Here is a 26,115-nt window from a genome sequence, read left to right as displayed (position 1 = left end):
ACACTTCTAAACTGTGCCGGTATGTTTCACACAAAAATAAAATACCCGTGAAATCGAGTGCTGCGTCATGACCAATCTGTTGCTTTACCAACGTATCGCCCAGCAACTGGCTGAAGATATCCGGCGCGGTGTCTATCAACCGGGCGAGCGCGTGCCTTCGGTGCGCAAGATGAGCTCGCAGTTGAACGTGAGCCACGCCACGGTGTTGCAGGCCTACGCCAACCTGGAAGACCAGGGGCTGATCCGGGCGCGGCCGCAATCCGGTTATTACGTGCACCAGACACCAGCGCTCACCGCGCCGACGCCCGACATCGCACGGGTCGAACGCCCAGGGTTGGTCACCCGCAGCAGTATCATCCAGCAGGTATTGGGCGAGTCGCGGCGCGAAGGCGTGTTCCCATTGGGCGCTGCTGTGCCCAGCGTGGACTACCTGCCGGTACGCGCATTGCACCAGCAGTTGGCCAAGGTCACGCGCTTCCAGAGCCCGCGGGCGTTCAGTTACATGTTCAGCCCCGGCTTCGAGCCGCTTCGCCGCCAGGTGGCGATCCGTATGCGCGATGCGGGTGTGGTGGTGGACCCTTCCGAAGTTGTGATCACCCACGGGTGTGTCGATGCGTTGCAGATGTCACTGCGGGTGCTGACACGGCCTGGCGATTTGATTGCCGCTGAATCGCCAACCTATTACGGCTTGCTGCAGTTGGCTGACTTGCTGGGGCTCAAGGTCATCGAGATCCCCAGCGACCCATCCACCGGCATGAGCCTGGAAGCCCTGCAACTGGCGGCCAACCAATGGTCGATCAAAGCGCTGGTGTTGACCACGCGCCTGAGCAACCCCTTGGGCGGCACCATGCCCGAGGAACGTCAGAAACAGTTGCTGCGCCTGGCTTCGGATTTCGATATCCAGATCGTCGAGGACGATATCTACGGCGAGCTGATGTTCGAACTGGGCCGCACCAAGGCCCTGAAAGCCTATGACCGCCTCGACCGAGTTATCTATTGCTCGAGCTTTTCGAAGACGCTGTCCCCCGGTGTGCGCATCGGCTGGATGATCGCCGGCAAATACCAGCAGGAGCTGCAGCGCCTGCAAATGTTCAGTACTCACTCGGCGTGCAGCGTCACCCAGATGGGCGTTGCGGCCTACCTGGAAAACGGCGGCTACGATCGGCACCTGCGCTATATACGCCAGGAGTACCGCAAGAATCTCAGCGCGTTCCAGCTCGCGGTGCAGCAATATTTCCCGGAAGGCACGCAGATGACCCGCCCGACCGGCGGCTTCATTTTGTGGGTCAGTTTGCCCGGACGGGTCAATACCCAGGAACTGCATGTACGCGCACTGCAACAGGGCATCAGCATTGCACCAGGCCTGATCTTCAGTAATACCGAGCAGTTCAATCACTGTATTCGCCTCAACTGCGGTACGCCCTGGAACCGTGAGGCAGAGCGGGCGCTGATGACGCTGGGGATGCTTGCCAGCCAGCTTTGCCAGGAAACGGCAGCCGGCCTTTGACGCGCACAAACGGGAAAAATCCTATAGCGCGCTAATCAGCGCACTTGTCATGCCGCGCACAACAAGCGAGCATATGGCCCTCTGCCGTTAATGCTGTAGGCAATATGACCTCGATTTTTCGCGCTGTTTGTGTGATTGGCCTGTTAAGCCTGTGCAACGTCAGCACCGCGCTGGCGGCAGCACCTGTGAGCGAAACCAAGCCCGCTGCCAGTTCGGAACAGAAGACCCCCGCCAAGAAAGCCCCCGCCGTGAAGAAGCAAAGTGCTGCGGCCAAAAAACGTGCGGCAAGTCGATCCAAATCGTCCCGTGAAGTGGCGCAGACACAATTGCCACCGGCACAGTTGGATCTGTCATTGCCAACGGACATGGTCAGGCACCTTCAGCCCATTGGCACCATGGCCAAGCCTAAAAGCGTGCCCTTGCTGCCGCCGATGTTTGGCGAGAAGCCCACCGACAACAGTGCATTCCAGATCAACGGCCGCCTGCTCAGCAATGAGATGAAGCTGCAGTTGCGCAATGAAGAGCGGCGTGAAGTGGAAGGCGCAGCGTTGGAATTCGAGTTCAAGCAGTAAACTTTTCCCACACACGTGACGCCGCCCTTCGACCATCTGTCGCAGACTGGCCAGTCACTTTTGTTTTCCGCGAAAAACCCCTGTTAGACCATTTTAAAACGGCTGTTTAAGGGCGTACTCTAGCCCGGCCATCCACATTGAGTCGTCGAGGACCTGCTGGTCATGAATTGCCGTGAAGGCTGTGGCGCTTGCTGCATCGCCCCCTCCATCAGCTCGCCATTACCTGGAATGCCACAAGGCAAACCGGCCGGCGAACGCTGCCTGCACCTGTCGGTCGAACAGCTATGCCAGCTGTTCGGGCAACCGGAACGCCCGGCGGTGTGCAGTGATTTCAAGGCGGACATCGAGGTCTGCGGCACCGACCAGGCCGATGCCATCCGTTTGATCGGCTGGTGGGAGCAGATGACGGCGGCTTGATGGGCTCTACTCTCGTAACTTCAACAATAAGGAATACACCTATGGGTTCGCTGAAACGAATGGCTGTGTTGTGCGGTTTTACGGTGTTGTTTGCTGCTACTGCCCAGGCTGAGGATTGGCAAGTCGCCAAGGACGAAGACGGTATCAAGGTGTCCCTGAGCGAAGTTGCCGGCTCCAAGTACAAGGCGTATCGCGGCGTGACCGTGGTCAAGGCGCCGGTTGCCAAGATTGTTGCGCTGCAGGAAGACGTAGCGGGTGCCTGCAAATGGATTCACGAGTGCAAATTGCAAAAACTGCTGAAACACGAGGGTGACGTCAGCTACACCTACACCCAGTTCAATGCTCCGTTCCCCGTCAGTAATCGTGATTCGATCCTCAAAATCACCACCTCCAAGGGCGCTGACGGCAGCGTGACCCGAACCTTGCTGGAGGTCCCGACCTATCAGCCAGAAGAAAAAGGCTTCGTACGGGTTGCCCAAGTCGAAGGCTTCTGGAAACTGGTGCCAAAAGGCGACAACCAGACCGAAGTCACTTACCAGGTACACACCGAGCCAGGCGGCAGCGTGCCATCGTGGTTGGCCAACAAGTTCGTGGTGGACGCGCCGTTCAACACCTTGAAAGCCTTGAAAGAACACGCTGAAAAATAAGCGCATTTGATCCGGTGCTTCCTGCCCAGAGTGGAACGTTTGCCGAACCCTCAAGGTCCAGATAGATGTGAGCCCACACGCGGGCTTTATCGAGGAGGCACCGATGCAAAAGTGGCAGATTACTTTCGTTGATGATCACGGCGTACAGTCCGTGGAGCAGTTCACCTGCGAACAAAGACCTAGCCTCGAAGATGCTGCGCACATGATTCGCAACAAACTGGTGCCTGTCGCCGCCGAGCTCGACCTCAATGACCTTGAGGGCCGCCAGTCCGATCCTACGGTCAAGATCCTCAAAGACCAGAACAGTATCCAGATCCTCGACATCTCTCCTGCCGTCTGAACATTCGCTGTACACCCTTCAAGCACCTCTGGTGGAGGCGATAGCTTCGCGCTACTCTGCAAGTGAGATCAGCGAATGAATCGCTAGGTACTGGTCTTGTCAGCTACATGCTTGTTTTCCAGCGGTGATGTTATTGCCGTAGCTCCCACGCCAGTACGGCGTGGGCTTCGGGAAGCACGGAAAGTCTATCCATCAGTCTGAGGAGCACTTTTCATGAGCACAGCCTATCAAGAAGACATCAGCACCAATGTTCTGCGCCGCATGAAAGAGGGCGGCTTTGACTTTTCACGCTTCCACCCCATTGAGTTCTACGCCATTTTTCCTGATGAAGAACGGGCGCGCAGGGCTGCGGGTGAGTTTCGTGGGGAATCGCTGAATGCCCAGGTCAGTGCGCGCGACGATGGCGCCTGGTACTTGGAACTGAGCAAAATCATGTCTGCCACCTACGACGGCATAGGAGACTTCGAGCAAGACTTTGAGGCGGTGGTCGAGCCGCTGGGCGGGATCATCGAGGGATGGGGCGTGAAGCAGGAGGTGCGTGGGTTACCCATGTAGCAGCGAGCAGTATGAGAAACACAGCGTATCGGCTGACCTTTGGGTCGGCCGATTTTGTTTTTGGCGCCCATCCAGGTCTTTTCAGGGCCAAAAAAAGGCCACCCGAGCAGGGTGGCCAAAAGGGAAGACCGGGAGGCCGGTCGGTACACGAAGCACTACGTTACCGATCGCGCAAAGGGTTGAGCTGTAGGACACGTCCTGTTCAGCAGATGTTGGTAATTATCCGTACGCTTGACCGGGCAGTGAAATCAACTCTGGCTATGCTGTTGATAGTCAAAGCCCGCATTGCGATGAAGCAGGGGGCAGTGCACCGGGCATTCTGCGCACCAGGACGGTGCGAATGGATTCCGGTGCTTATTCAACTCACTGATTCTTAAGTGTTTATGCCGCTGGCACGGGCCTTGCGATGGTTCTAGCGCCCGGGTGACAAGGAGTTCGGCATGATCCGCACTTATTACGATGAAATGTACGACGGGGCAGGGCAGGTCCGACCGCATTACCGCGAGTTCGCCCGCTGGTTGGCTGATACCCCTGCTGAACTGCTGGCCCAGCGCCGGCGTGAGGCCGATTTGCTGTTTCACCGCGCCGGTATCACCTTCACGCTCTACGGGGACGAGCAGGGCACCGAGCGCCTGATTCCGTTCGACACCATCCCGCGCAGCATTCCCGCCAGCGAATGGCGGATTGTCGAGCGCGGCTGCATCCAAAGGGTCAAGGCGCTGAATATGTTTCTCGCCGACCTGTATCACGAGCAACGCATCATCAAGGCAGGGATCATTCCTGCCGAACAGGTGCTGGCCAACGAGCAATACCAACTGGCGATGCAGGGTTTGAATCTGCACCGCGACCTGTATTCCCACGTCTCCGGTGTCGACCTCGTACGTGACGGCGACGGCACGTACTACGTGCTTGAAGACAACCTGCGTACCCCGAGCGGCGTCAGCTACATGCTCGAAGACCGCAAGATGATGATGCGCCTGTTCCCCGAACTGTTCGCCGCCCAGCGTATCGCGCCCATCGATCATTACCCCAACCTGTTGCTCGACACCCTGAAAAGCTCCAGCCCCCTGGATAACCCCAGCGTGGTCGTGCTGACCCCGGGCCGCTTTAACAGCGCGTTCTTTGAACATGCGTTCCTGGCCCGGGAAATGGGCGTGGAGCTGGTGGAAGGCGCCGACCTGTTTGTGCGCGATGACCGCGTATTCATGCGCACCACCGATGGCCCCAAGGCCGTGGACGTGATCTACCGCCGCCTCGACGATGCGTTCCTCGACCCATTGGCCTTCAACCCGGATTCCATGCTCGGCGTGCCTGGCCTGCTCGCGGCTTATCGTTCCGGCAATGTGGTATTGGCCAATGCCATCGGCACCGGGGTGGCGGATGACAAATCGGTGTATCCCTTCGTTACCGAGATGATCCGTTTTTACCTGGATGAAGAACCCATCCTGAAGAATGTTCCGACATTTCAATGCCGTAAGCCCGACGAACTGTCCCACGTATTGGCCAACCTGCCGGACCTGGTGGTGAAGGAAACCCAAGGCTCCGGCGGCTACGGCATGCTGGTCGGCCCGGCGTCCACGAAGGCCGAAATCGAAGCCTTCCGTGCGCGCATCAAGGCCAAGCCCCATGCGTATATCGCCCAACCGACCCTGTGCTTGTCCACCTGCCCGACCTTTGTCGAAAACGGCATTGCGCCGCGCCATATCGACCTGCGCCCATTCGTATTGTCCGGCAAGGAAACCCGTGTAGTCCCAGGCGGGCTGACCCGCGTGGCATTGCGTGAAGGTTCGCTGGTGGTCAACTCGTCCCAGGGCGGCGGCACCAAAGACACCTGGGTGGTCGAGGACTGATGCCATGTTGAGTAGAACTGCCTCGGATTTGTACTGGATGTCGCGCTACCTGGAGCGCGCGGAAAACCTCGCGCGCATGCTCGATGTCAGCTATTCGCTGTCGCTGATGCCTCAAGATGGGCGCGGTGATGGCCTGCATGAACTGGCGATGCCGCTGTTGATCACCGGCACCCTGGAGGATTACCACGCGCGCCACGGCGAGTTGCACGCCGAACGCCTGTTGCACTTTTTTGCCCTGGACGCGGCGAACCCGGCCAGCATCTACAGCTGTCTCGGCGCAGCGCGGGCCAGCGCCCATGCCGTGCGTGGGCGAATTACCGCCGACATGTGGGAAAACATCAACGCTACTTGGCTGGATATTCGTGACATCGCCCAGCAGGGCTTGAGCCGCTATGGCATGAGCCGGTTCTGTGAGTGGGTCAAGGAGCGGTCCCACCTGTTCCGCGGTGCCACCTACGGCACCATCATGCGCAACGATGCGTTCCGGTTCATTCGCCTGGGCACCTTTATCGAACGTGCCGATAACACCCTGCGCCTGCTGGACGCTCGCTATGAAATGGCCGGCGACCAGGCCGAAGCCGTCAGCGATGGCACGGCCCACGCCTACTATCAATGGAGCGCTTTGCTGCGCGCCTTGTCGTCGTTCGAGGCCTACACCGAGATTTACCGTGATGCCCCCGGCGCCCGGCAGGTCGCGGAGTTACTGCTGCTACGCGCCGACGTACCGCGCTCATTACGCGCCTGCAGCGAAGAGATCGACCAGATCCTCGCCAGCCTGCCCGGCCTCAATGGCCGACCGGCCCAGCGCCTGGCCGCCGAGATGGACGCGCGCCTGCGCTTTACCGCCATCGATGAAATCCTCGAGGAAGGCCTGCACGCCTGGCTGACCGACTTCATTCCCTTGGTTCGCCAGTTGGGCGACGCCATCTACAGTTCCTACCTGGAGGCCGCATGAGACTCTCCATCAGCCACGAAACCACCTACCACTACGAAAACCAGGTGCGCGCCAGCATCCAGTACCTGCGTCTTACACCCCACGACAGTGAGCGCCAGCGCGTACTCAGTTGGCAGCTCGACCTGCCGCGTCCGGTGCGCGCCCAGGTGGACCCGTTCGGCAACATCCTGCACGTGCTGACCCTGGATGAACCGCACGACGCCATCATCATCGGCGCCCGCGGCCAGGTGGATATTGACGAGTTGCGCGAGGCCGAACACGAGAGCCAGTCGGCGTTCCCGTTCCTGCGTTGCACCCGTCTGACCGAGCCTGATGACGCCCTGCGCGGCTTTGCCCACCAGCACTGCCATCAACGCCGCGACCGTACGGCGCTGATTGATTTGATGCATGCGCTTAACCAGTCGATGGTCTACACGCCCGGTGCGACCGACGTCGACACCTGCGCCGCCCAGGCCTTCGCTGGCCGTGCAGGCGTGTGCCAGGACCACACCCATGCGTTCCTGGCGTGCGCGCGCAGCCTTGGGATCCCTGCGCGCTATGTGTCGGGGTATTTGTACACTGAGGACAGTACGCACCTGGCCAGCCACGCCTGGGCCGAAGCCTGGCTGGATGACGCGTGGTACAGCTTTGATGTGACCAACCAACTGGCCCGGCCGGAGCGGCATTTGAAACTGGCGGTGGGGTTGGATTACCTCGATGCCTGCCCGGTACGCGGTATGCGCCGTGGCGGCGGGCATGAGCAGATGCATGCCAAGGTATTTGTGGCGCCGACGCCGGTGATTTCAGTCCAGCAGCAGTAACGGATGTAGTGAGCGGGCTTGCCCCGCGCTGGGTGGCGAAGCCGCCCTAATCCTGCCATCGTACTTTTCCAGGCAGAACCGAGTTGTCTGGTTTTGGGGCGGCTTCGCCACCCGCGCGGGGCAAGCCCGCTCACTACAATTTACGCCCTGCCATATGTTTCAAATAACTAACCAGCAAATCCAGCTCACCGTCCGGCAACACAGTGGCCGCAAACGCTGGCATCTTCGCCTGCGGCCAATGCCGCAAACTCTGTGGGGCGCGGATATAGCGTTTGAGGAAATCGCCGCCAAAATACTCGGTGGGGTTATAGGGAATATTCAAGTCCGGCCCCACCTGCGCGTCACCGGCACCGTTGAGGCGATGACAGGCCAGGCAATTCTTCTGGAACAGCGCAAAGCCCTGATTGATCGGGTCATCTACCGCCAGTTTCGGGTCGGGCAACAACGCCGGAAAGCGCTCCGCCACGGTCTTCAATTGTTTGATCCCTGAGATCTGGAACGGCCACTGCTCAGGGCTGATATGCCCGGCTTGCGGATCGGTCCACACCAGATAGAACGGCCCGGCACTCGGTTTTCCTTCCGTCAATGCAGGCCACGGTTGAGCGGGATCTTCCACCGCCAGCCAGGCACGTGCGCCCTGTTTTTCCAGCAGCGGTGCAGCGGTGAGCTCGGCGGCGAAACCATCCAAGGCCACAGCCTGCAGGTGGCTCTCAGGTTTCAGTCCCGGTAGGAGCAAGGCCAGCGGCACGGCCCGATAAGTCATGGTGCGCTTGTAGGAAACGTCATCAACGATCTGTACCGTTTGCGCTTGTGGGTGCTTGAGCAAGTCGGCGGTCTGCCAGGTCTTGCTGCTGTGGTCGAGCTCGATGGTCAATTGCGCCGCCGAAGCGGGCAGGCCGATCAGCAAGGCGAAGAGAGCGAAGATGACTTTCAAGAGGGAGGCCCGGTGCGCAGTGGCGATGGTGCTCACGATACCGGAAATCCATACATAAAAAGGCAGCCCCTGCAGGACCGCTATGCGCAATGTCCCGGCAGGTGCTGCCAAAAGCTGCAAACCCGGTGCTGTGTAGGCACGCAATGTGAGTGTTGAGGCGTCACCCAATAACCTTGGTCAAGTTGGGCAAGATCAGGATCAGTGTGGTGGCGAACAGAATAAGTCCCGCCTGACGTACTTTCGAATGTTTGAACATGGCTGACTGCCTTTTGTTGTTATTCCTGAGCGTCAAATGCGTGCCGGTTTTATTTCAGTATGGCGAGATGACGTGTCACTTTTCTTACAGCTGCTCCAGCAAAACCCGGCAGCAGCTTCTTACTGATTCAACCTTAGAGCCCTCGTTCTTCGTGGCTTAGACCTATTTCGTATCAGCTAATCAGCAATTTAGCTTAAAAAGGCATGAGGCATAACGCCATCTTGGCGCCAATGCCTTGGCTAGACAGCTAAACCGATTAATCACGTAATTAACTTAGGTGGCTACCGTTCGTCCGAGCGTCGGGGTCAAAAGCAATGAGCGCATCCGTCATTGAAACCGTGTCAATCGGGCCTAAGGTAGAGGCATCCATGCACAGCGGTTCGAGGATGTCATGACCCAAGCTTTGATCTTTGATGCGATACGCACGCCCCGTGGCAAAGGCAAGGCGGACGGCGCCTTGCACAGCGTCAAGCCAGTGAACCTGGTGGCTGGTTTGCTCACGGCGCTGGCCCGGCGCAACGACCTCGACACCCATCAAGTGGACGACATCGTGCTCGGCTGCGTGACCCCGGTGGGCGATCAGGGCGCCGACATTGCCAAGACCGCCGCGCTGGTGGCGGATTGGGACATCAGCGTTGCCGGTGTACAAGTCAACCGCTTCTGCGCCTCAGGCCTGGAAGCGGTCAACCTGGGGGCGATGAAAGTCCGCTCCGGTTTCGAAGACTTGGTCGTGGTCGGTGGCGTCGAGTCCATGTCCCGCGTGCCCATGGGCAGTGATGGCGGCGCCTGGGTTCTGGACCCGCAAACCAATATGCACAGCCATTTCACCCCGCAGGGCATTGGCGCTGACCTGATCGCGACCCTGGAAGGGTTCACCCGAGAGGACGTCGACACCTTTGCCCTGCATTCGCAGCACAAAGCGGCCAGGGCGCGTGCAGACGGTTCCTTCAACAAATCGCTGATCGCGGTGCAGGACCAGAACGGCATTGTGCTGCTGGACCAAGACGAATTCATCCGCGGCGACTCCACCCTCGAAGGCCTTGGCAAGCTCAAGCCGAGCTTCGAAATGATGGGGCAGATGGGCTTCGACGCCACCGCGTTGCGGGTCTACAGCCACGTCGAGCGCATCCATCACGTGCACACCCCCGGCAACAGCTCCGGCATCGTCGATGGCGCCGCGCTGATGCTGATCGGCTCCGAGGCCATGGGCCGCGAGCTGGGCCTGCAACCGCGCGCGCGCATCGTCGCCACGGCGGTCACCAGCACCGACCCCACCATCATGCTCACCGGCCCCGCGCCGGCAACGCGCAAAGCGCTGGCCAAGGCCGGCTTGCGTGTCGAAGACATCGACCTGTTCGAAGTCAACGAAGCGTTTGCCTCTGTCGTTCTCAAATTCATCAAGGACATGGGCATCGACGCTGCGCGGGTCAACGTGAATGGCGGCTCGATCGCCATGGGCCACCCGCTCGGCGCCACTGGCTGCGCGATCCTCGGCACCTTGCTCGACGAGCTTGAAGTACGCCAGCAGCGCTACGGCCTGGCCACGCTGTGTGTCGGCGGTGGCATGGGCATCGCCACCATTATCGAACGCCTCTGAGCCCAAGGAATTTTTCATGACCCAAGCCATTCGTTACGAACAAGGCCAGGACAGGATCGTGGTGCTGACCCTCGACATGCCCGGCCAAAGCGCCAATACCATGAACGGCGTGTACCGCGCGGCCATGGCGGCAACGGTCGAGCGTCTGGAGGCGGAAAGGGACAGCATTGCCGGAGTGGTGATCACCTCAGCGAAGAAGACGTTTTTTGCCGGTGGCGACCTCAATGAACTGATCAAGGTCGACAAGGCCCATGCCAAGAATTTCTACGACGGTGTGTTGGTGCTGAAAGCGCAGCTGCGTCGCCTGGAAACCCTCGGTAAGCCCGTGGTGGCTGCCATCAATGGCGCGGCGCTGGGTGGCGGTTGGGAAATTTGCCTGGCGTGCCACTATCGCGTCGCGCTGGATGACACGTCAGTGCAGCTTGGCTTGCCGGAAGTCACCTTGGGCCTGCTGCCGGGCGGCGGCGGGGTGGTGCGCATGGTGCGCATGCTGGGGTTGGAAAAGGCGCTGCCGTATTTGCTGGAAGGTAAAAAAGTCAGGCCGCAACAGGCGCTGCAAGCCGGGTTGATCAATGAGTTGGCGGCAAACCGCGAAGAGCTGCTAGCCAAATCCCGCGCCTGGATTCTGGCCAACCCGGATGCGAAGCAGCCTTGGGACACCAAGGCGTATCAAATGCCTGGCGGCACACCGTCCAGTCCGAAAGTGGCGCAGATGCTGGCAATTGCGCCGTCGATTTTGCGCAGTAAAACCCACGGCTGTTTCCCGGCCCCGGAGAAAATCCTCTGCGCGGCCGTTGAAGGTGCCCAGGTAGATTTTGACACTGCGCACCTCATCGAGACTCGCTACTTCACCGAGCTGGTGACCGGGCAAGTGGCGAAAGACATGATCGGCACCTTTTGGTTCCAGCTCAACGAGATCAACGCCGGCAGTTCACGTCCGCAAGGTTTCACGCCTTGCGTCACCGGCAAGGTCGGCGTGCTCGGCGCTGGGATGATGGGCGCAGGCATTGCCTATGTCAGTGCCAGTGCAGGCGTCGAAGTCGTGCTCAAGGACGTCAACCTGGCGGCGGCCGAGAAGGGCAAGGCGCATTCCGCGGCGCTGCTGGACAAAAAGGTCAGCCGTGGGCAACTGAGCGCTGATCAGCGGGAAGCCATCTTGGCGCGGATTCATCCTACGGCCTCCGATACCGACCTGGCCGGCTGCGACCTGGTCATCGAAGCCGTGTTCGAAGATCGCGAACTCAAGGCTAACGTCAGCGCCGCAGCACAACGCGTCGTGGGTGCCGATGCGGTGATTGCTTCCAACACCTCCACCTTGCCCATCAGCGGGCTTGCTACAGCAGTGCCGGATCCAGGCAAATTCATCGGCCTGCATTTTTTCAGCCCGGTGGACAAGATGCCACTGGTGGAGATCATCAAAGGCGCGCATACCTCAGACGAAACCCTGGCGCGCGGTTTCGATTTCGTACTGCAAATCAAGAAAACCCCGATCGTGGTCAACGACAGTCGTGGATTTTTCACCTCGCGGGTGTTCGGCACCTTTACCAACGAAGGCATCGCCATGCTTGGCGAAGGCGTGGCCGCACCGATGATCGAGACCGAAGCGCGCAAGGCCGGCATGCCGGTGGGCCCGCTGGCAGTGTCGGATGAAGTCTCTCTGAGCCTGATGAGCCATATAAGGCAGCAGACGGCCAAGGATCTGCAGGCGGAAGGTAAGGCAGTGCCCGCGCATCCGGCGGCAGCGGTCATCGACCTTTTGGTCAACGAATACAAACGCGTCGGCAAGGCGGCGGGAGGCGGTTTCTATGAGTACCCCAACGGCGGGCAGAAGTACCTGTGGCCGGAGCTGAAAAGCCGCTTTGAACGGCCCGATCAACGCATCTCGCCACAGGATGTGCGCGACCGCCTGCTGTTTATCCAGGCCATCGAAACCGTGCGGTGTGTAGAGGAGGGGGTGTTGATGTCCACGGCGGACGCTAACGTGGGGTCGATTTTCGGCATTGGTTTCGCGGCCTGGAGCGGTGGCGCCTTGCAGTTCATCAACCAATATGGGCTGAACGATTTTGTCGCCCGCGCGCGCTATCTGGCCGAGCAGTATGGCGAACGCTTCACACCGCCGGCTTTATTGCTGGAAAAAGCTGCCGAGGGTGACGTGTTCCGGTGATCAAGGGGGCTTGCCTTGAAGGGGTATTTCAAGGCAGGCTCTGGGGTGTGCATTATTCCCATCACCGTGTCAGGTATTTTTTATGTCGCTACGCGTCTGTATCCTGGAAACCGATATCCTGCGTCCAGGCTTGATCGATCAATACCAAGGGTATGGGCAGATGTTCAAGCGCCTGTTCTCCAAGCAACCCATCCCCGCTGAGTTTGTCGTGTACAACGTGGTGAACGGCGAATACCCATCGGACGATGAAGTGTTCGACGCGTACCTGGTGACCGGCAGCAAGGCCGACTCCTTCGGCACTGACCCTTGGATCCAGACCCTCAAGACCTACCTGCTCGAACGTTACGAGCGCGGCGACAAGCTGCTCGGTATCTGCTTCGGTCACCAGTTGCTGGCGCTGCTGCTCGGCGGCAAGGCTGAGCGCGCCGGCCAGGGTTGGGGCATCGGCATTCACGATTACAAGCTCGACGCCAAGGCGCCGTGGATGAGCCCGGAAGTGGAAGAGCTGACGCTATTGATCAGCCACCAGGACCAAGTGACCACGCTGCCGGAAAATGCCACGGTCATCGCGTCCAGCGCGTTTTGCCCGTTCGCCGCGTACCACATCGGCGATCAAGTGCTGTGCTTCCAAGGCCACCCGGAATTTATCCACGACTATTCCCGCGAATTGCTGGAGATTCTTCAGACAACGCTGGGTGAAAAGGTCTACACAAACGGCGTCGCCAGCCTTGAACGCGACCACCACGGCGCCACTGTGGCGGAATGGATGATGCGCTTTGTGGCACACAAGCCCGAGGCCCGGGTTTAAAGCCATCCCGAACGTTTGAAGCTGGCCCACAGGCCGGTGCAACCGGTCGCAATAAACCCGAGCACCGCAAAATAGCCGTAGTGCCATTGCAGCTCGGGCATGTTCTGGAAGTTCATCCCATAAATCCCCGCCACCGCAGTGGGGAACGCCAGGATTGCCGCCCATGCGGCGAACTTGCGCTGCACCACGCTCTGGCGCGAGGCCTCCAGTAATACACCGATCTCGATGGTCTGGCTGGCGATATCGCGCAGGGTGGTGAGGTCTTCCATCTGCCGTGTCACGTGGATCTGCACGTCACGGAAATACGGGCGCATGTTCTTGTCGATAAACGGGAAACTCAGCTTCTGCAGCTCCTGGCTGATCTCCACCATCGGCGCCACGTAACGCTTGAGCCGCAGCACGTCGCGACGTAGACCGTGGATCTTCTGGATGTCGCGTTCACTCAGCGAACTGCACAGCACGTTACGCTCCAGCTCATCGATCTCGGCATGGATAGCTTCGCTCACCGGCTGGTAGTTCTCGGTGACAAAATCCAGCAGCGCATAGAGTACGAAATCTTCCCCATGCTCCAGCAACAGCGGTCGCGCCTCACAGCGCTGGCGCACAAAACCATAGGACGCCGAGTGACCGTTGCGTGCCGTGATGATGTAGCCGTTACCGGCGAAGATATGAGTCTCGATAAACACCAGCTTGCCGTCCTCGCGCACCGGTGAATAGGTCACGATAAACAGTGCATCGCCGAAGGTTTCAAGCTTGGGGCGGCTGTGTTTTTCCAGGGCGTCTTCGATGGCCAGTTCATGCAGGTTGAACTGGCGTTGCAAGTTGGCCAGCTCCTGGGCGTTGGGTTCTTCCAGGCCGATCCATACAAAGTGACCGGGTTTGGCGGCCCAGGCCGCGCCTTCGTCGAGGGTGATATCAGAGACTTTCTTACCGGCGCTGTAGACGGCGGCCGCAACAACTCTACCCATGGTGCTGATCACTTCTTATTGGGGGGACAGATGTTGGGCAGCTTAGCTTGAATGACGTTCCGTTGTAGCGGCTGTTGTAGTGAGCGAGCTTGCTCGCGCTGGGGTGCGAAGCGCCCCCCAATCGTTATTCAGGCCGCCCGCAACTCACGATCCATCCGCGCAATGCATTCATCCATCTGCGCATAACAGGCCTGCATCAACGCCGGGATGTCATCCACCGTCATGCCTGTAGTAGGAATTGGCGGCAACGAACGTATGAGCACATCACCACTGTTCCAGCGATTAAGCCGCATGTGAGTGACGTAATTGCTGACACACACCTGCACGATCGGCACACCCGCCGCGATCGCCATATGGAACGCACCCTTCTTGAACGGCAGCAAACCTTTACCCAGGTTGCGCGTACCTTCCGGGAATACCCAAATCGACGTGTCTTTATGTTGCAGCGTGTGGGTGGTGGTGAGCATCGCACGGCGCGCCTTGTGCGCATTGCCCCGGTCGATCAACACATTGCCCGCCAGCCAGAACAACTGGCCGAACAGCGGCACCCATTTCAAGCTTTTCTTGGCGATACACACCGTGCGGTACGGCACCACATTGCCAACGACAAACAAGTCATAGTTGGACTGGTGGTTGGCGATCACCACGCAGGTGCCGGGCTTGTTGCGCAGCGAGTCCACATCGGCTTTTACGTTCAAACGCAGAATCCACATGGCCGGCAGCGCGTAAAGGCGAGCACACAGGCGGCTGTTGTCCGGGTTGAATGGCCGGCAGATACCTACCAGCACACCCAACACGCCGGCGAGCATAAAGTGCAGGCTCATCAACAACATACGCAACAGAAAAAGCATCGACACGGCCTATCGAGACAAAAGGTGGCGCAGTGTACGGATGTGCACTGGATTCGGCAATTACCCCGGTAGAGGTAGGAGATAGCCGATGTTTTAGTGCATGTTTCAACATCTGCCGACACCGGCGGGCTAGAGCGGCTGAAGATGATTCGGTTTGAGGTGTAAGAAAAAGCCCGACTCAAGGTCGGGCTCTGGCGTATCAGATGTAGGACTTAGCTCAGGATATGCCCTTGGTCCTGGATAATGGCGTCGTCCAAGGCCTCCAGCAGTTCCTTACGCACCTTCAATTTGGTGTGCTTGTGCGCGTTCATATTCAGCTTCTTCAACTGACGCGCTGCTTCCAGCGCCGCTGCCTGCAACTCCTCCGGTGCGACCACCTTATCGAGGAAGCCAGCCTGTAGCGCACCCTGTGGGTCGAACATTTCGGCATTGATCACCGAACGGTGAAACGCCGACTTGCGCAGCCGATCCCGCGCCAGCTCGATACCCGCGTGGTGCATGGTCATGCCAATCGCCACCTCATTCAGGCCGATGCTGAACGGACCTTCTACCCCAATCCGATAATCCGCCGACAACAGCAAAAACGCGCCCTTGGCCACCGCATGCCCAGGGCACGCCACAATCACCGGAAACGGGTGCGACAACAGACGACGCGCCAACGTCGAACCCGACGTCACCAGGCCGATCGCCTCTTTAGGGCCGGCAGTCATCACCTTCAAATCATAACCACCCGACAGAATCCCCGGCGTCCCGGTGATCACCACCACCGCACGGTCCTTCTCCGCCTGGTCCAGCGCTTCATTAAAGGCACTGACCACTGCAGGAGAAATGGCATTCACCTTGCCGTTGCTCAAGGTCAGGGTCGCGATACCGTCTTCGAGGTGGTAGGCAATCAACTCACTCATGACGCGGTTCCTTGTAGGATTTGTTATAGAAGGCATGTTAATAGACGTGCATGCGCAGACGTTACCCACCACGCCCGTCCCGGTAAAGCGTTGTGACTGACTGGCCAGTCAGACTTTTCCCGCACACAGGCGGCTGGAATGCCTGGGGCAGGGCACAATGGCTGTCCCAGACGCACACCGCCGATGCCTGAGAATGGCACAATCACCACCCCTTGCCGGATGCGTCCAGCCATAACCGGCTAACCGCATGAAAATTCTGAAAAAAACCTTTGCCATCAGAAAGGCTTTCGACTACATTAGCGCGCCTCGACAGACTGAACTGGTTTGACGAGATACGGTGAAGTGTCCGAGTGGCTTAAGGAGCACGCCTGGAAAGTGTGTATACAAGAAATTGTATCGAGAGTTCGAATCTCTCCTTCACCGCCAAATTTGAAACGCCTAAACCCCTGAAAACGTTAAAGTTTTCAGGGGTTTTGTGTTTTCATAAGGTCAAAAAAGGCCCATATGGGAACATCCATGGGAACACGGATGCTCATTGGGTAGCTCAGTGCAACGCAAGCGCTGTTCTTCACGGAATCCGGCAGATATCACCCTTCAATGGATGAAATTGCTCTCGGCTGGATGTGACTTAAACGGAGGATGTGCCAGCATGGCGCAGAGCTACGAAGGCTTTACCTACCGCGCTCTCTGCCTCTTGGATCTGTTTGAGCACCGCCATCAGATGGGCATCGATCTCTTTTTCGGAGGAGCTGTCGGGAGTCTCGCCTAGCAATCTGCTGAAGTTTTTTAGATGGTTAACTTGGAAGAGGGCATCTGCAAGATTTTTACTGAGCAATTCGTTGAAGAAATCTGCTTTGTCTAGAAATTGCGATGGTAATTCAACAGATATTAATAGCGCTTTTGATGCAAGGCCCTGCGGGCGTCTTGTGTTGCACGGATATCCATCAGAAAAGATTGGTCACCATTGGCCGGCACCACTGTAGCTCTGAATTTTGCCAATTCTCCTTGAGTGGTTGCGATGTGGGAAATCATTATTTGAGCTAAGAGTCTGGCGCTTGCGGCTCGTTCTCCCCTTCTTTGAAATTTGTCAAAAATCCAGATCGATAGTGCTATACAAGCAGCGACAGCGGTCCAGTCAATTTTCGATCCCTCGCACAGCCACATACCATTTCTCCTTAAATTGATGGACACAACACATGTCCGTATCAGGGTTGGCATTGAAGCATGCACATACAATTGATGCTAATTTGCCACTCTGGTGGTCATTGTGCTAACAAGAGAGCCCTATTCAGCCACAAGGAAAGTAGTAATGAGTAACGGTAATGCAGGCGTGCAGCATTTGATTACTGCTGCTAAATCGGCAAGCAGCGGGAGTTCTGTGCACTTACAAGTATTGAGTGCACTAGGCGAGGCTGGCGGTGAGGCAGCACAGGCTTATCTGATTACGGTGATGAAGTCGTCCAGCACAGGATCATCAGTCCATAAGGCCGCTATCGCAGCGTTGGGGCGCGCTAGCCGAGCCTGAATGAAAAAGGCCTCACGCAGTAATCAAGTGTGAAGGCCTTTTTTATCAATCAAGGTAGTTCGTTGCGTAATAGTGCTGCGCAGAAGTTTTGGATGCTATTTCGCAGCGTCTGCTGTCTTGCTAGAGTTTCAATGCCAATTGCAGCATCCCCACAACATCCGGACCATCCTCATTTATCCACGTCCCGTAATGCTGGCGAATCATGTTCGCGCTGGTATGCCCCATTTGCTCGGCGATCCAGTCGACGGATGCTACGCCGGTTGTCAGTAGTTGGCTGGCGTAGGTATGGCGGCATTGGCCAGGACCGCGATAGCGAACGCCGGCTGCTTTCAAGTGTGCTTTGAAGAACCTGTCCCTCACGACAAAGTCGCTGACGTGCGGAAGGCCGCTTTTGGTGTTCAGGAAGACGAAGTGCAGCTTGTGCTTGCGGATGGTCTTGTTGTCCCGCTCTACGACGTCGACCGTGTCCACAGTCTTGAGCTGGTTGATGGCGTCCAGCTTGCGCAGGGCATCCCAAGCTGGCTCCAAAAGACGCACCTTGCGCGTAGAGCGCCGGGGTTTCGTCACTCGGTATGCACCGCGTACCTTGGAACGCCGGAAAGTCACCGTCCCCTGTTCCAGATCCACATCTTCCCACGCCAGCGCAATGGTCTCCGACACCCGTGGTCCTGCCCAAATCATGAATTGCACCATCAGCAACTCCTGGGTGCGGCTGGTGGGTGTGTCGAGGATCTGCTTGATTTCCGCCCTAGTGAACGGGTCTGGCGACTCTGGATCGGGCAGACGCACAAATAACCCTTCGGTTGGATCGTGGGCGACCTTCTTACGGGTGCGGTATAGCCGGAACACCTGACGTACGTTGCTGATGATGTCGCGGATGGTCTTGTTCTTCAGCCGCTTCGACAGCGGTCCCTGAATCCACTCTTGCAGGTCCAGGTGATCAATCTGATCAATCTGAATGCCACCCCAGCGCGGCCGCACGTGGACCTCGGCCTTGTTCTTGTACCCACGGAAAGAGGTCGCCGCCACGCTATTACTCTTGATGGTCAGCCACAGGTCCAGGTAATGCCCGAAGCTGTTCTCGGCCAACTTGGTCGACTCTGGAAAATGCCGGCGGTAATCGAAGGTGCCGGCCTGGATCTCGTATTCGATCACCGTCACCAGGCGCTTTGCATGCTCCCGGTTGGCCGGTGTGTTACCGGCCAGGAAGGGCGTTATTACCAGGTGCAAGGCTGGAAGGATGAACACCAGTTTGAGCCGGGCTGCATTTTTCACCTGCGGGAAGCGGATCTGCACCAGGAGATTTATGGGTTGCCGGAGTGGATCAGTGCCTTGCAGTCGGCTTTACTCAACGAGTCTGCGACGTTATTCCGCCGCAAGTACTACGAGAACGGCAGTCATGCCGGTTTCATTCTCTACATGACCGATGCTGCGCAGACGGAGAGCGATATTGACGCTTTGCGCAAGGCGCTCAAGGACTCGAAGGGGCCTGGCAATTTTCGCAACCTGTTCGTGTATTCACCCACCGGCAAGAAGGACGGAATTCAGCTGATCCCTGTCAGTGAGGTCGCAGCCAAAGATGAATTCAACTCGATCAAAAACCAGGCCCGTGACGATGTGCTGGCGAGCTTGCGCATTCCACCGCAGTTGATGGGCATCGTGCCGCAGAACGCAGGGGGCTTTGGATCTATCAAGGAGGCGGCACAAATTTTTGTAGCAAATGAAATTGAGCCCATCCAGTCACGGATGCAACAACTAAATGAGTGGGCAGGGGAAGAAATAATCAAGTTTAAAAAGTATGATCTAACATCTGAGGCGTAACAGGTGAGTAATAGATTCTACTGTCAGAATTTTACATGGCGAGTGCATATTTTTCATTTTCTAAATAATCTGTCACGTTGTTGACGTACTCGTCTAAAAACGAAAGAACTTTGGTCATGGCTTCCTTTAGCTCAGAAGGAGTAGAGTCTTTTCCAACCTCGGAAAAAGACTTGTTTCCATGGGCTAACCAGTTTCTGTTGTCTTTGACCTTTTTTAGATCTCGACCATCAGCTATGGTCTCAATTCCATATTTCCTGCATACGGATCTGACACCCTCTGCATCTAAGTTTCCAGAAATACCTGCTATAAAGTCTTGGAATGCTGGGCTGGTTTCTGTTCGGCATAAACAGTATACCTCATAAACTTTTCTAATTAGAGTATCTCTAGGAGTCGCTGAAATTGACTCTTGGTGAGCGTGCCACCAAATTTCTTGTAGTCTCTCATTCAGATCTAAGAAGGAAAGGCCGTCGTCAGCTATTTTGTTATAAATACTCCTTATCCCTTCGCGGACAGTTGCTTCGACTATATTGTAAAGAACTAAGTAAAATGATGCCTTTAAAGTCGTTGACTCAAGTGGTGTTATTTTGTGTGTTTCATCATCATCGTTACTTATGAGGACGTTGTCACCACTAATGAATGAGACGAGTTTAAGGTAGGATTCAATTTCTAGTTTTCGTTTGTTGTATTCTTCCATGAAGTGTTTCATTATGCACCAGCGCTCAGTAAGAAATTCTTAACGAAATCTATCCGGGCGCGAAGTCTCGGCCCTGAGTTGCTTCCGTGCGAAGTTGTAAGCTTTTGAAATTCTTTGTCTTCTGTTAATGTTTCGCCATCAATATATTTAAGCATTGGATTCACCATGAGCGCTAGATTTGAGCCAATAGCTAGTGCTTCGAAGCGAACCCGAGGAGTCGATGTTGCAGATCGTGTTTTGGCAAAACCGCCTTCAAATGAGTTTTCCACGTATGTCAGCATACGTTTAAAGTTGTCCCATAAATCTTCTTCATTATAGTCGCGCTTGTTCATTTCGATCAGGTAGTCATTTAGAAAACCCTTCACGCTATGTTTGAATTCTTGGTATTTCTCACTGTACGCAAAATATCTGACGACAAGTTCTTCTCTTTCTCGACGTGACTTGGAGTTTTCAGACATCGGGCATAGCCTGTTGAAGTCGTCGTCAGCTGCGCATCTCTCTAGGAAAGTCGAGAATTTTCCTGAGTAAGCGCCGCGCCGAATTTCAGACGCTTTCAATTCCTGGCTGCCTGTATTTATTCTTTCGAACATGTCGAGCCGCACGCTTAGACTTACTGAGGACGGAAGTACTACCATTCTCATAGGGCGGTCCAAAAACTTATTTTGTTGGGCTGAGGGTAAATCCTTAAAGCAATAGCCCTCTAATAAGTCAAGACGCTCTAAGTTTTTCAGATGATGATCATTGTCGCAAAATTGCTTTAGTGTCTGGATTCTCTGGGCTCCATCAAGTATTTCTACTGTGCCATCTTCGCACTGGACCCCAAACATAAAGGGAATGGGAAGTCCCATAAGCACCGATTCAATGAATTTTGATTTTTTCTGATCGGGCCAAGTAAAATTTCGTTGGTATGGAGGGACAAATAATTTTTTTTCATTGAACCTCTTTACGATAACTTCAACGACATATTCCTTTGTGTCGTAGGCTATTGTCGACTGAAAGCTTGAGATTTGGTCGTCGACCATTTCTAAGCTTATTGCTGTGGAGTCAAATAGGTCCATTGTTATCGTCCTAAAGTACTTAAAATAAATCGTTTAGATAGCGCGGGAGGCACTGCGTTTCCTATCATTTTTTGCAGGCTACTTCTTAATTTAATACCGGAGTAATCTAGCCAGTCAGGTAGTCCCTGAATTCTCGCCGCCTCATGCGGAGTAATGACTCTCTGCCTCAACGGGTGAAGATATCTTCCTTGTCCCATTGAGCCGAAACCACTCGTAATAGTTTGAGCAACGCTATCCCAGCTTAGGCGGCCATACATGGATTTGTAAGAGTGCACTCCTTGATGACATGGGGGTCTAAGCGAGTTAGGCAAGTCGTAGTTGTTTGTATCAAAGAGATATTTAGCTCTCTCGATGTTTTCTTTTGTCATTTTGGATGGTGTGTTGAATATATCCGTTGCTGGTGCGTCCATTATGTCGCCAAGTACATCCGCGAGTGTGTTTTTTTGATCTGTGTATATTCCGGTTATGATGCGGTCTAAATCTTTATTAAGACTTCCAAATATCACGTGGCGTTTTCTACTTTGCGGAATTCCAAGACGCATGAAGTCAATGATTACTTCCTTGGTAGAGTAACCGAACCCTTCAAGTAGACGCATAGACTGTTTTACGATGCTTTCTTGGGCGTGGACTACGGCTGGTACGTTTTCAATTAGAAAATATTGTGGTTTGGTGATCTGAATAAATCTAATGGTTTTGAGGTATAGGTAATTTCTAGGGTCATTTCTGCGACTGTGATTGTTTAGATTTGAGTGCCCCTGGCAGGGTGGGCCGGCAAACAAGAAATCAATGTTCTTATTTTTGGCGACTAGCTTTTTTTCCAGCTTTGTAGGTTCGCTAATAAAGTTGTCGCTGAGTACATCTGAGATGTCTCCCGCATGAAAGCTTCCGATATTCTGAGAAAAATTCTTAATATAAAAAGAGGATGCTTCTTTGTCTATGTCGCATGCGAAGCTGATCTTTAGAGCACTATTGATTTCTTGAGTTGCTTCGATAGCTCCAATGGTCAAACCGCCCATGCCGCAAAATAAATCAGCGATGTTGATAGTGCTTCTTACTTTCAAGAAAAAATACTCACTTGTTTCAAAATAGGGGGCGTTTTTCGCACAGGTTGGCTAACAGAATAATTTTTCCATATTCGGCTCTCATGCGTCCTCCTACCCCACGTGGGTTAGTTATCGCGCTCTAACCTCTGTCCTTCCCGAAAATCCCTCAGGCTTTGCCTGCGACTCAGACGCTAAAGCGGAGTGTTGCGTAGCTCAGAGGAGGCAAAAGGATACCAATTTACGTTGTAGGGAACCCAGATTTATTCCATCTGAATGGTGACCTTTTGACGGCGTAAGGCAGTTGAGAGGGAAGGGATTGAGATTGTGGTTGCCTTAGGTAGGGCACTGGAGGTTTCTAAGGCTTAAATTTCCCGCACCAAAAAAGAGCGAACTTCGGGCGTGTGACGTGCTTCACACTTGGCGCGCGCCGTCGTCCCCCCACCTCGCCTGCGGGTTAAATGGGTCGCTTTTCCTGCACCCCTGCAACCTACTCAGAACGGCGCCGGTCTGGGCGCTCTGGCGCGTTCCTGGGCCGGTATAAGCCTGCGGAACCCTGCGAAGGTAGGCACGTTTTCAGTGCCTACTGAATGTGGCATCGCCTAGCGAATCTGAGAGGTGCCTCGGGAAGCTGTTAACAAGGGCAGATTTTTGTGGGGGGTTATAGATTGGCTGAAGTGCACAGCAATAAGTTAATCACTACCTTCGATGAGTTTACGTGGGGGCAACGTCTTTGCTCTAAAGCCATCCGTAAACTGATCAACGACAGCAGTACCAAAAAAATACTCTGGATTGTACCAACGACGATGTTTTGCGACTGCATCGAGCGCAAAACGATATGCTAGCTGACGTTCAATGTCCTTTGTGGCTTTAGAAAACATATCTACAGTAGGCATCCAATCGTATAGGTATCGGCATTCATCTAGCACCAGCATGTCCATAAACATAGGAGTGTCTTTTGCTTTATATGACCATCTAAGTGTTTTCTCAATATTTACATGATAGGGTGTTGCAACTTGCCTAAAGAGCGCTTCTATTGATTGGTGGGATAGTACGAGGTCGCAAAATTGATGGTAGTCGAAAATTTTGTGTGAGTCGTACATGCTTTTAAATTGTTCTGATAAATATTTACTTTGCTCTTGACCTTCGGATAATAAGTACGAGAGAAGCTTAAGGCTGTCAACTAGCTCTTTCTTGCTTCCTTTAATGTCGAGCTGGGCGAGAAACTGATCAGAATAGTTTGAGAACTCTTCATCTTGGAAAATAAACTGCGGGTAATTTGAATCTTTATTATTTAAGCTTTTATCAAGCGCGGCGAGCGTCCAAAGAAGTGGATACATGTCAGGGTCGACGATTACATCACCACCGCCATCATCCTTGTCAAAATGGAAAAGACTTTCTAGCGATTTTTTGAGAGAAACTATATCCCGAATATCAAAAAATTTACTGAACAAAGAGTTGTGCTGAGGAAACCTGTTGTAAGGGGAGATTAAACTCGCGTGATCTATTAGCAGGCGCGTAACAAACTGCCCATAGTAATAGTCAAGATTTTCCGATACAACTTGATGCCATTCATTAGGGTCGAGGCTTTGAGCGATAGGCCCTTCAGTGAAATCATTTTCGCTGTCTTCGCTTTCTATAAAGCTTTTTGGATACAAGTAGCATGCAACTAGCTTAGCGAGCAAGACTCTACCAACTGGGTCCTGAGCTTCAGTTGGCAGCGAAAAATTCGTAATCAAAACTCCAGGTGAATTTAGTGAGTGCTTTGCAAGAACTCTTGTTAAGGCTGTCAGTGTTTTTTGTTTTTTTCCCCTGCTTGGTAAAGGGCCACAGAAATCTAAGTATATTATGTCAAAGCGCTGGGGTGAGGCTTCGACGAAAGCGTCAAGTCCTCCATTAATTATTTTAATGAAGGGAAATTCTGAGTCTAGTGCAGAAATAACAGCTTCGCTGTATGTGGAGTTTTCAGACTCAAATGCCCAGATGTTTTCTGGAAGAAGTCCGAGACTACAAAATACCCTCAAGTCGTTTTCTGGGTTAGGTCCTGATAAATATGCAACCTTGAGATTTTCTGGTTTTCTAGATTGTGTTATTGAGTCATAAAATGATTCCCATCTTTCAATCGTCGATGTCGATAATTTTGTGGCGACAATGGAGTCATAAGAATTATCCTCATTAAGGATATGCTGCTTTACATCTCGGACGTAGGAGCGTCGCGCCAATGTTGAGTTGGTTCGGTTTTTTGTTAATGCTTCTACTGCGTTGCTGATAACTGAGTGTCTTGCTTTGTTTTTTACAGTTTCCGTGTAATTTGCCATTTCGTGCTCTCTCCAGACCTTATTGGCGATTCCATAGTTGGTATATTTGTGGTGCTGATGTGAGTTATGATTGTATTGATGCTGGTTGTAAATTTTGAGTTAGTAAGGGGTTTTTAAAGTTTGATCTAGGCAAGCTGTGTTTTATTTGTTAAATGTCTGCAGATTTTTAGGTGCATATGTTTGTTTAAAATCCTGAAAGCTACCATAGCCTAAAAATCGGCCCTGAACAGACATTCAAGATGCGACGTCAGTGGGAATGCTATTAATTACCTCATAGGTCAACCCAGCCTCAAAATATGACGCTCTCCACTCAAGGAATCCTACTTCTGGCTCGCACAACAAGAGAACGGTACCTCCAGCTTCCCCCATTGAAATCCTTTCCACCACGGCGATATCTCCAGGAGCCGCCTCACGAGAGTTCAACCAGTCCGTGAGTACAACCGCTGCTCGGTCAATAGTGATCAGCTTTATGATACTGCCTTTGGAAAGTGTCATGCCGTCTTGCCTAAACTTGTGAAGGTATCTGGTTTGTAAACCTATTTGAAGTTTTAAGGAAGGTCTGCTTTTGGCCGTTATCTGCCTGATGCGTAGGCGGCTAGTCAGAGCGGAGGTATGGGTCGAAAGGAGCCCAATGGTACACAAATGGTACGAGCTGACGCGGGGGTATCTGTAGGCCTTTGTTTTAAAGGCTCTTTGCTTTAGTAGTTCCAATCCATCATGGGGGCGACGGAGAAGCGGCGCGAGAGAGATCACGGTCGAGCTAGGTCGGAGGGCATTTGGATCTGGGACGGATAATGCGAAGGGTTGGCAGTTTATCAGGAATGGGTCAGAAGAGGCTTGTCCGAAGGGTCTGGAGGCGTTGCTGTGCAGGTGGGCGGGGGTATTTCAAAAAGAGTAATTTCAGTAACCACGTCTGGGTAATGGGCTGGAGGCCGCGTATTCCGTGGCGCTCGGTATTACCAAAAGGAGTAACAGAGAAGTAATTGAAAAGGTAATTATTTGCCAACCTATTGTTTTTAAAGGATTTTTATAAGCATAAGAATTACATTTATAAAGAGTAATCAGATTACTTAAATATTACTTAAAAATTACCTTTTGGTCGAAATGAAAAACCCTTTAATTTCAATGGCTTGAGCGTAAAAAATGGTCAAGATTACTTATGTTACTGTTTTTTTGCCCCCCTCTAGATTTCGAATTCAAACCCCCTATACGTGTGATGCGCACGCGTAGTGAGGTGCATGCTGATGCTCGTGGGAATGGCGTGGGAATGCTTTTGCGCAATTGGCACCGCTGGAGCCCTTGTATACCGGGGCCTCGGTTGAGCAATCGAGGGTGCGGGTACTTTCGAATCTCTCCTTCACCGCCAAATTCGAAACGACAAGACCCCTGAAAACGTAAAAGTTTTCAGGGGTTTTGTGTTTTCAGGGGGCCGAAAAAGCCCATTGGGGAATATCCATGGGAACACGGGCTGCTGGAGTGGCCGTCTTCATTGATCCCAACTTGCTTCATTCCTCGGGCCTGGCGCTGAGACGC

Annotated in this window: 22 protein-coding genes, 1 tRNA gene and 1 pseudogene; 14 read left to right on the top strand and 10 right to left on the bottom strand. The window is 54.4% G+C overall.

Annotation, left to right across the window (positions count from 1 at the left end):
- The first annotated feature begins 67 nt into the window (after positions 1-67).
- The 9 genes from AB4O35_RS27345 (at position 68) to AB4O35_RS27305 (ending at position 7,643) form a co-directional block, all read left to right on the top strand.
- Positions 68-1,507, top strand: a complete 1,440-nt coding sequence (locus tag AB4O35_RS27345) for an aminotransferase-like domain-containing protein (RefSeq protein ID WP_049711953.1) — start codon at positions 68-70, stop codon at positions 1,505-1,507.
- 104 nt (positions 1,508-1,611) lie between these two features.
- Entirely contained in the window at positions 1,612-2,079 is a 468-nt protein-coding gene (locus AB4O35_RS27340; protein WP_065873944.1) for a translation initiation factor 2, read from the top strand.
- Between the two features lie 162 nt (positions 2,080-2,241).
- On the top strand, positions 2,242-2,496 hold the full coding sequence (locus AB4O35_RS27335; protein WP_065873943.1) for a YkgJ family cysteine cluster protein: 255 nt from the start codon (positions 2,242-2,244) through the stop codon (positions 2,494-2,496).
- A 41-nt stretch (positions 2,497-2,537) separates the two neighbouring features.
- Positions 2,538-3,143 carry an START domain-containing protein gene (locus AB4O35_RS27330; RefSeq protein WP_049711956.1) on the top strand — a complete coding sequence of 202 codons (606 nt, stop codon included), beginning with the start codon at positions 2,538-2,540 and terminating at the stop codon, positions 3,141-3,143.
- 103 nt (positions 3,144-3,246) lie between these two features.
- Entirely contained in the window at positions 3,247-3,483 is a 237-nt protein-coding gene (locus AB4O35_RS27325; RefSeq protein WP_065873941.1) for a hypothetical protein, read from the top strand.
- 213 nt (positions 3,484-3,696) lie between these two features.
- Entirely contained in the window at positions 3,697-4,038 is a 342-nt protein-coding gene (locus AB4O35_RS27320; protein ID WP_065873940.1) for a ribonuclease E inhibitor RraB, read from the top strand.
- A gap of 440 nt (positions 4,039-4,478) precedes the next feature.
- Positions 4,479-5,888: a circularly permuted type 2 ATP-grasp protein gene (locus AB4O35_RS27315; protein WP_065873939.1), complete on the top strand. Its 1,410-nt coding sequence runs from the start codon at positions 4,479-4,481 to the stop codon at positions 5,886-5,888.
- A 4-nt stretch (positions 5,889-5,892) separates the two neighbouring features.
- On the top strand, positions 5,893-6,843 hold the full coding sequence (locus tag AB4O35_RS27310; RefSeq protein WP_065873938.1) for an alpha-E domain-containing protein: 951 nt from the start codon (positions 5,893-5,895) through the stop codon (positions 6,841-6,843).
- On the top strand, positions 6,840-7,643 hold the full coding sequence (locus AB4O35_RS27305) for a transglutaminase family protein (protein WP_065909243.1): 804 nt from the start codon (positions 6,840-6,842) through the stop codon (positions 7,641-7,643). Before AB4O35_RS27310 ends, AB4O35_RS27305 begins: the two co-directional genes overlap by 4 nt.
- A gap of 133 nt (positions 7,644-7,776) precedes the next feature.
- Here the strand turns inward: AB4O35_RS27305 and AB4O35_RS27300 are convergent, their stop codons facing one another.
- Complete coding sequence (locus AB4O35_RS27300; protein ID WP_065946265.1) at positions 7,777-8,577, bottom strand: cytochrome c; 801 nt, start codon at positions 8,575-8,577, stop codon at positions 7,777-7,779.
- A 647-nt stretch (positions 8,578-9,224) separates the two neighbouring features.
- Between AB4O35_RS27300 and AB4O35_RS27295 the strand changes: the two genes are divergently transcribed.
- From AB4O35_RS27295 to AB4O35_RS27285, 3 genes are all read left to right on the top strand, one after another.
- Positions 9,225-10,430, top strand: coding sequence for an acetyl-CoA C-acetyltransferase (locus tag AB4O35_RS27295; protein ID WP_065873936.1), 1,206 nt, complete (start codon positions 9,225-9,227; stop codon positions 10,428-10,430).
- 16 nt (positions 10,431-10,446) lie between these two features.
- Positions 10,447-12,594, top strand: a complete 2,148-nt coding sequence (locus AB4O35_RS27290; protein ID WP_065946255.1) for a 3-hydroxyacyl-CoA dehydrogenase NAD-binding domain-containing protein — start codon at positions 10,447-10,449, stop codon at positions 12,592-12,594.
- 82 nt (positions 12,595-12,676) lie between these two features.
- A complete protein-coding gene (locus AB4O35_RS27285; RefSeq protein WP_065873934.1) occupies positions 12,677-13,402 on the top strand; it encodes an amidotransferase in 726 nt (241 codons plus the stop codon).
- On the opposite strand, the gene AB4O35_RS27280 is transcribed toward AB4O35_RS27285, so the two are convergent.
- From AB4O35_RS27280 to AB4O35_RS27270, 3 genes are all read right to left on the bottom strand, one after another.
- Complete coding sequence (locus tag AB4O35_RS27280; RefSeq protein ID WP_065946254.1) at positions 13,399-14,370, bottom strand: magnesium and cobalt transport protein CorA; 972 nt, start codon at positions 14,368-14,370, stop codon at positions 13,399-13,401. The genes AB4O35_RS27285 and AB4O35_RS27280 overlap by 4 nt on opposite strands.
- A 128-nt stretch (positions 14,371-14,498) precedes the next feature.
- Complete coding sequence (locus tag AB4O35_RS27275) at positions 14,499-15,221, bottom strand: 1-acylglycerol-3-phosphate O-acyltransferase (protein WP_065946253.1); 723 nt, start codon at positions 15,219-15,221, stop codon at positions 14,499-14,501.
- A gap of 212 nt (positions 15,222-15,433) precedes the next feature.
- The gene (locus AB4O35_RS27270) at positions 15,434-16,126 is read right to left on the bottom strand and encodes a crotonase/enoyl-CoA hydratase family protein (protein WP_065946252.1); all 693 of its coding nucleotides are present in this window, start codon (positions 16,124-16,126) and stop codon (positions 15,434-15,436) included.
- Between the two features lie 336 nt (positions 16,127-16,462).
- Here AB4O35_RS27270 and AB4O35_RS27265 point away from each other — a divergent pair.
- Positions 16,463-16,552: transfer RNA gene (locus AB4O35_RS27265), tRNA-Ser, on the top strand.
- A gap of 462 nt (positions 16,553-17,014) precedes the next feature.
- Here the strand turns inward: AB4O35_RS27265 and AB4O35_RS27260 are convergent.
- The gene (locus tag AB4O35_RS27260; protein WP_460149397.1) at positions 17,015-17,317 is read right to left on the bottom strand and encodes a hypothetical protein; all 303 of its coding nucleotides are present in this window, start codon (positions 17,315-17,317) and stop codon (positions 17,015-17,017) included.
- Between the two features lie 454 nt (positions 17,318-17,771).
- Positions 17,772-18,893, bottom strand: a complete 1,122-nt coding sequence (locus AB4O35_RS27255; RefSeq protein ID WP_460149659.1) for a tyrosine-type recombinase/integrase — start codon at positions 18,891-18,893, stop codon at positions 17,772-17,774.
- Between AB4O35_RS27255 and AB4O35_RS27250 the strand changes: the two are divergent.
- A pseudogene (locus AB4O35_RS27250) lies at positions 18,861-19,472 on the top strand (phage portal protein); the annotation flags it as partial. The gene AB4O35_RS27255 and the pseudogene AB4O35_RS27250 sit on opposite strands and share 33 nt — an antisense overlap.
- A 31-nt stretch (positions 19,473-19,503) precedes the next feature.
- Here AB4O35_RS27250 and AB4O35_RS27245 read toward each other — a convergent pair.
- The 4 genes from AB4O35_RS27245 to AB4O35_RS27230 form a co-directional block, all read right to left on the bottom strand.
- Positions 19,504-20,166 carry an MAE_28990/MAE_18760 family HEPN-like nuclease gene (locus AB4O35_RS27245; protein ID WP_460149395.1) on the bottom strand — a complete coding sequence of 221 codons (663 nt, stop codon included), beginning with the start codon at positions 20,164-20,166 and terminating at the stop codon, positions 19,504-19,506.
- A gap of 11 nt (positions 20,167-20,177) precedes the next feature.
- On the bottom strand, positions 20,178-21,224 hold the full coding sequence (locus tag AB4O35_RS27240; RefSeq protein ID WP_460149394.1) for a DUF262 domain-containing protein: 1,047 nt from the start codon (positions 21,222-21,224) through the stop codon (positions 20,178-20,180).
- Positions 21,225-21,226: 2 nt separating this feature from the next.
- A complete protein-coding gene (locus tag AB4O35_RS27235; protein ID WP_460149393.1) occupies positions 21,227-22,285 on the bottom strand; it encodes a DNA cytosine methyltransferase in 1,059 nt (352 codons plus the stop codon).
- A 671-nt stretch (positions 22,286-22,956) separates the two neighbouring features.
- On the bottom strand, positions 22,957-24,582 hold the full coding sequence (locus AB4O35_RS27230; protein ID WP_460149392.1) for a hypothetical protein: 1,626 nt from the start codon (positions 24,580-24,582) through the stop codon (positions 22,957-22,959).
- Positions 24,583-26,115 lie beyond the last annotated feature (1,533 nt).

Source organism: Pseudomonas sp. H1_A03 (genome assembly GCF_054685145.1).
This window is presented reverse-complemented; position numbering and strand designations above follow the sequence as displayed.

Excerpts from the sequence above, each read along its gene's own strand:
- AB4O35_RS27345 (WP_049711953.1), top strand. The coding sequence starts at position 68 with ATGACCAATCTGTTGCTTTACCAACGTATCGCCCAGCAACTGGCTGAA.
- AB4O35_RS27340 (WP_065873944.1), top strand. The coding sequence starts at position 1,612 with ATGACCTCGATTTTTCGCGCTGTTTGTGTGATTGGCCTGTTAAGCCTG.
- AB4O35_RS27335 (WP_065873943.1), top strand. The coding sequence starts at position 2,242 with ATGAATTGCCGTGAAGGCTGTGGCGCTTGCTGCATCGCCCCCTCCATC.
- AB4O35_RS27330 (WP_049711956.1), top strand. The coding sequence starts at position 2,538 with ATGGGTTCGCTGAAACGAATGGCTGTGTTGTGCGGTTTTACGGTGTTG.
- AB4O35_RS27325 (WP_065873941.1), top strand. The coding sequence starts at position 3,247 with ATGCAAAAGTGGCAGATTACTTTCGTTGATGATCACGGCGTACAGTCC.
- AB4O35_RS27320 (WP_065873940.1), top strand. The coding sequence starts at position 3,697 with ATGAGCACAGCCTATCAAGAAGACATCAGCACCAATGTTCTGCGCCGC.
- AB4O35_RS27315 (WP_065873939.1), top strand. The coding sequence starts at position 4,479 with ATGATCCGCACTTATTACGATGAAATGTACGACGGGGCAGGGCAGGTC.
- AB4O35_RS27310 (WP_065873938.1), top strand. The coding sequence starts at position 5,893 with ATGTTGAGTAGAACTGCCTCGGATTTGTACTGGATGTCGCGCTACCTG.
- AB4O35_RS27305 (WP_065909243.1), top strand. The coding sequence starts at position 6,840 with ATGAGACTCTCCATCAGCCACGAAACCACCTACCACTACGAAAACCAG.
- AB4O35_RS27295 (WP_065873936.1), top strand. The coding sequence starts at position 9,225 with ATGACCCAAGCTTTGATCTTTGATGCGATACGCACGCCCCGTGGCAAA.
- AB4O35_RS27290 (WP_065946255.1), top strand. The coding sequence starts at position 10,447 with ATGACCCAAGCCATTCGTTACGAACAAGGCCAGGACAGGATCGTGGTG.
- AB4O35_RS27285 (WP_065873934.1), top strand. The coding sequence starts at position 12,677 with ATGTCGCTACGCGTCTGTATCCTGGAAACCGATATCCTGCGTCCAGGC.
- AB4O35_RS27280 (WP_065946254.1), bottom strand. The coding sequence starts at position 14,370 with ATGGGTAGAGTTGTTGCGGCCGCCGTCTACAGCGCCGGTAAGAAAGTC.
- AB4O35_RS27275 (WP_065946253.1), bottom strand. The coding sequence starts at position 15,221 with ATGCTTTTTCTGTTGCGTATGTTGTTGATGAGCCTGCACTTTATGCTC.
- AB4O35_RS27270 (WP_065946252.1), bottom strand. The coding sequence starts at position 16,126 with ATGAGTGAGTTGATTGCCTACCACCTCGAAGACGGTATCGCGACCCTG.
- AB4O35_RS27245 (WP_460149395.1), bottom strand. The coding sequence starts at position 20,166 with ATGGAAGAATACAACAAACGAAAACTAGAAATTGAATCCTACCTTAAA.
- AB4O35_RS27240 (WP_460149394.1), bottom strand. The coding sequence starts at position 21,224 with ATGGACCTATTTGACTCCACAGCAATAAGCTTAGAAATGGTCGACGAC.
- AB4O35_RS27230 (WP_460149392.1), bottom strand. The coding sequence starts at position 24,582 with ATGGCAAATTACACGGAAACTGTAAAAAACAAAGCAAGACACTCAGTT.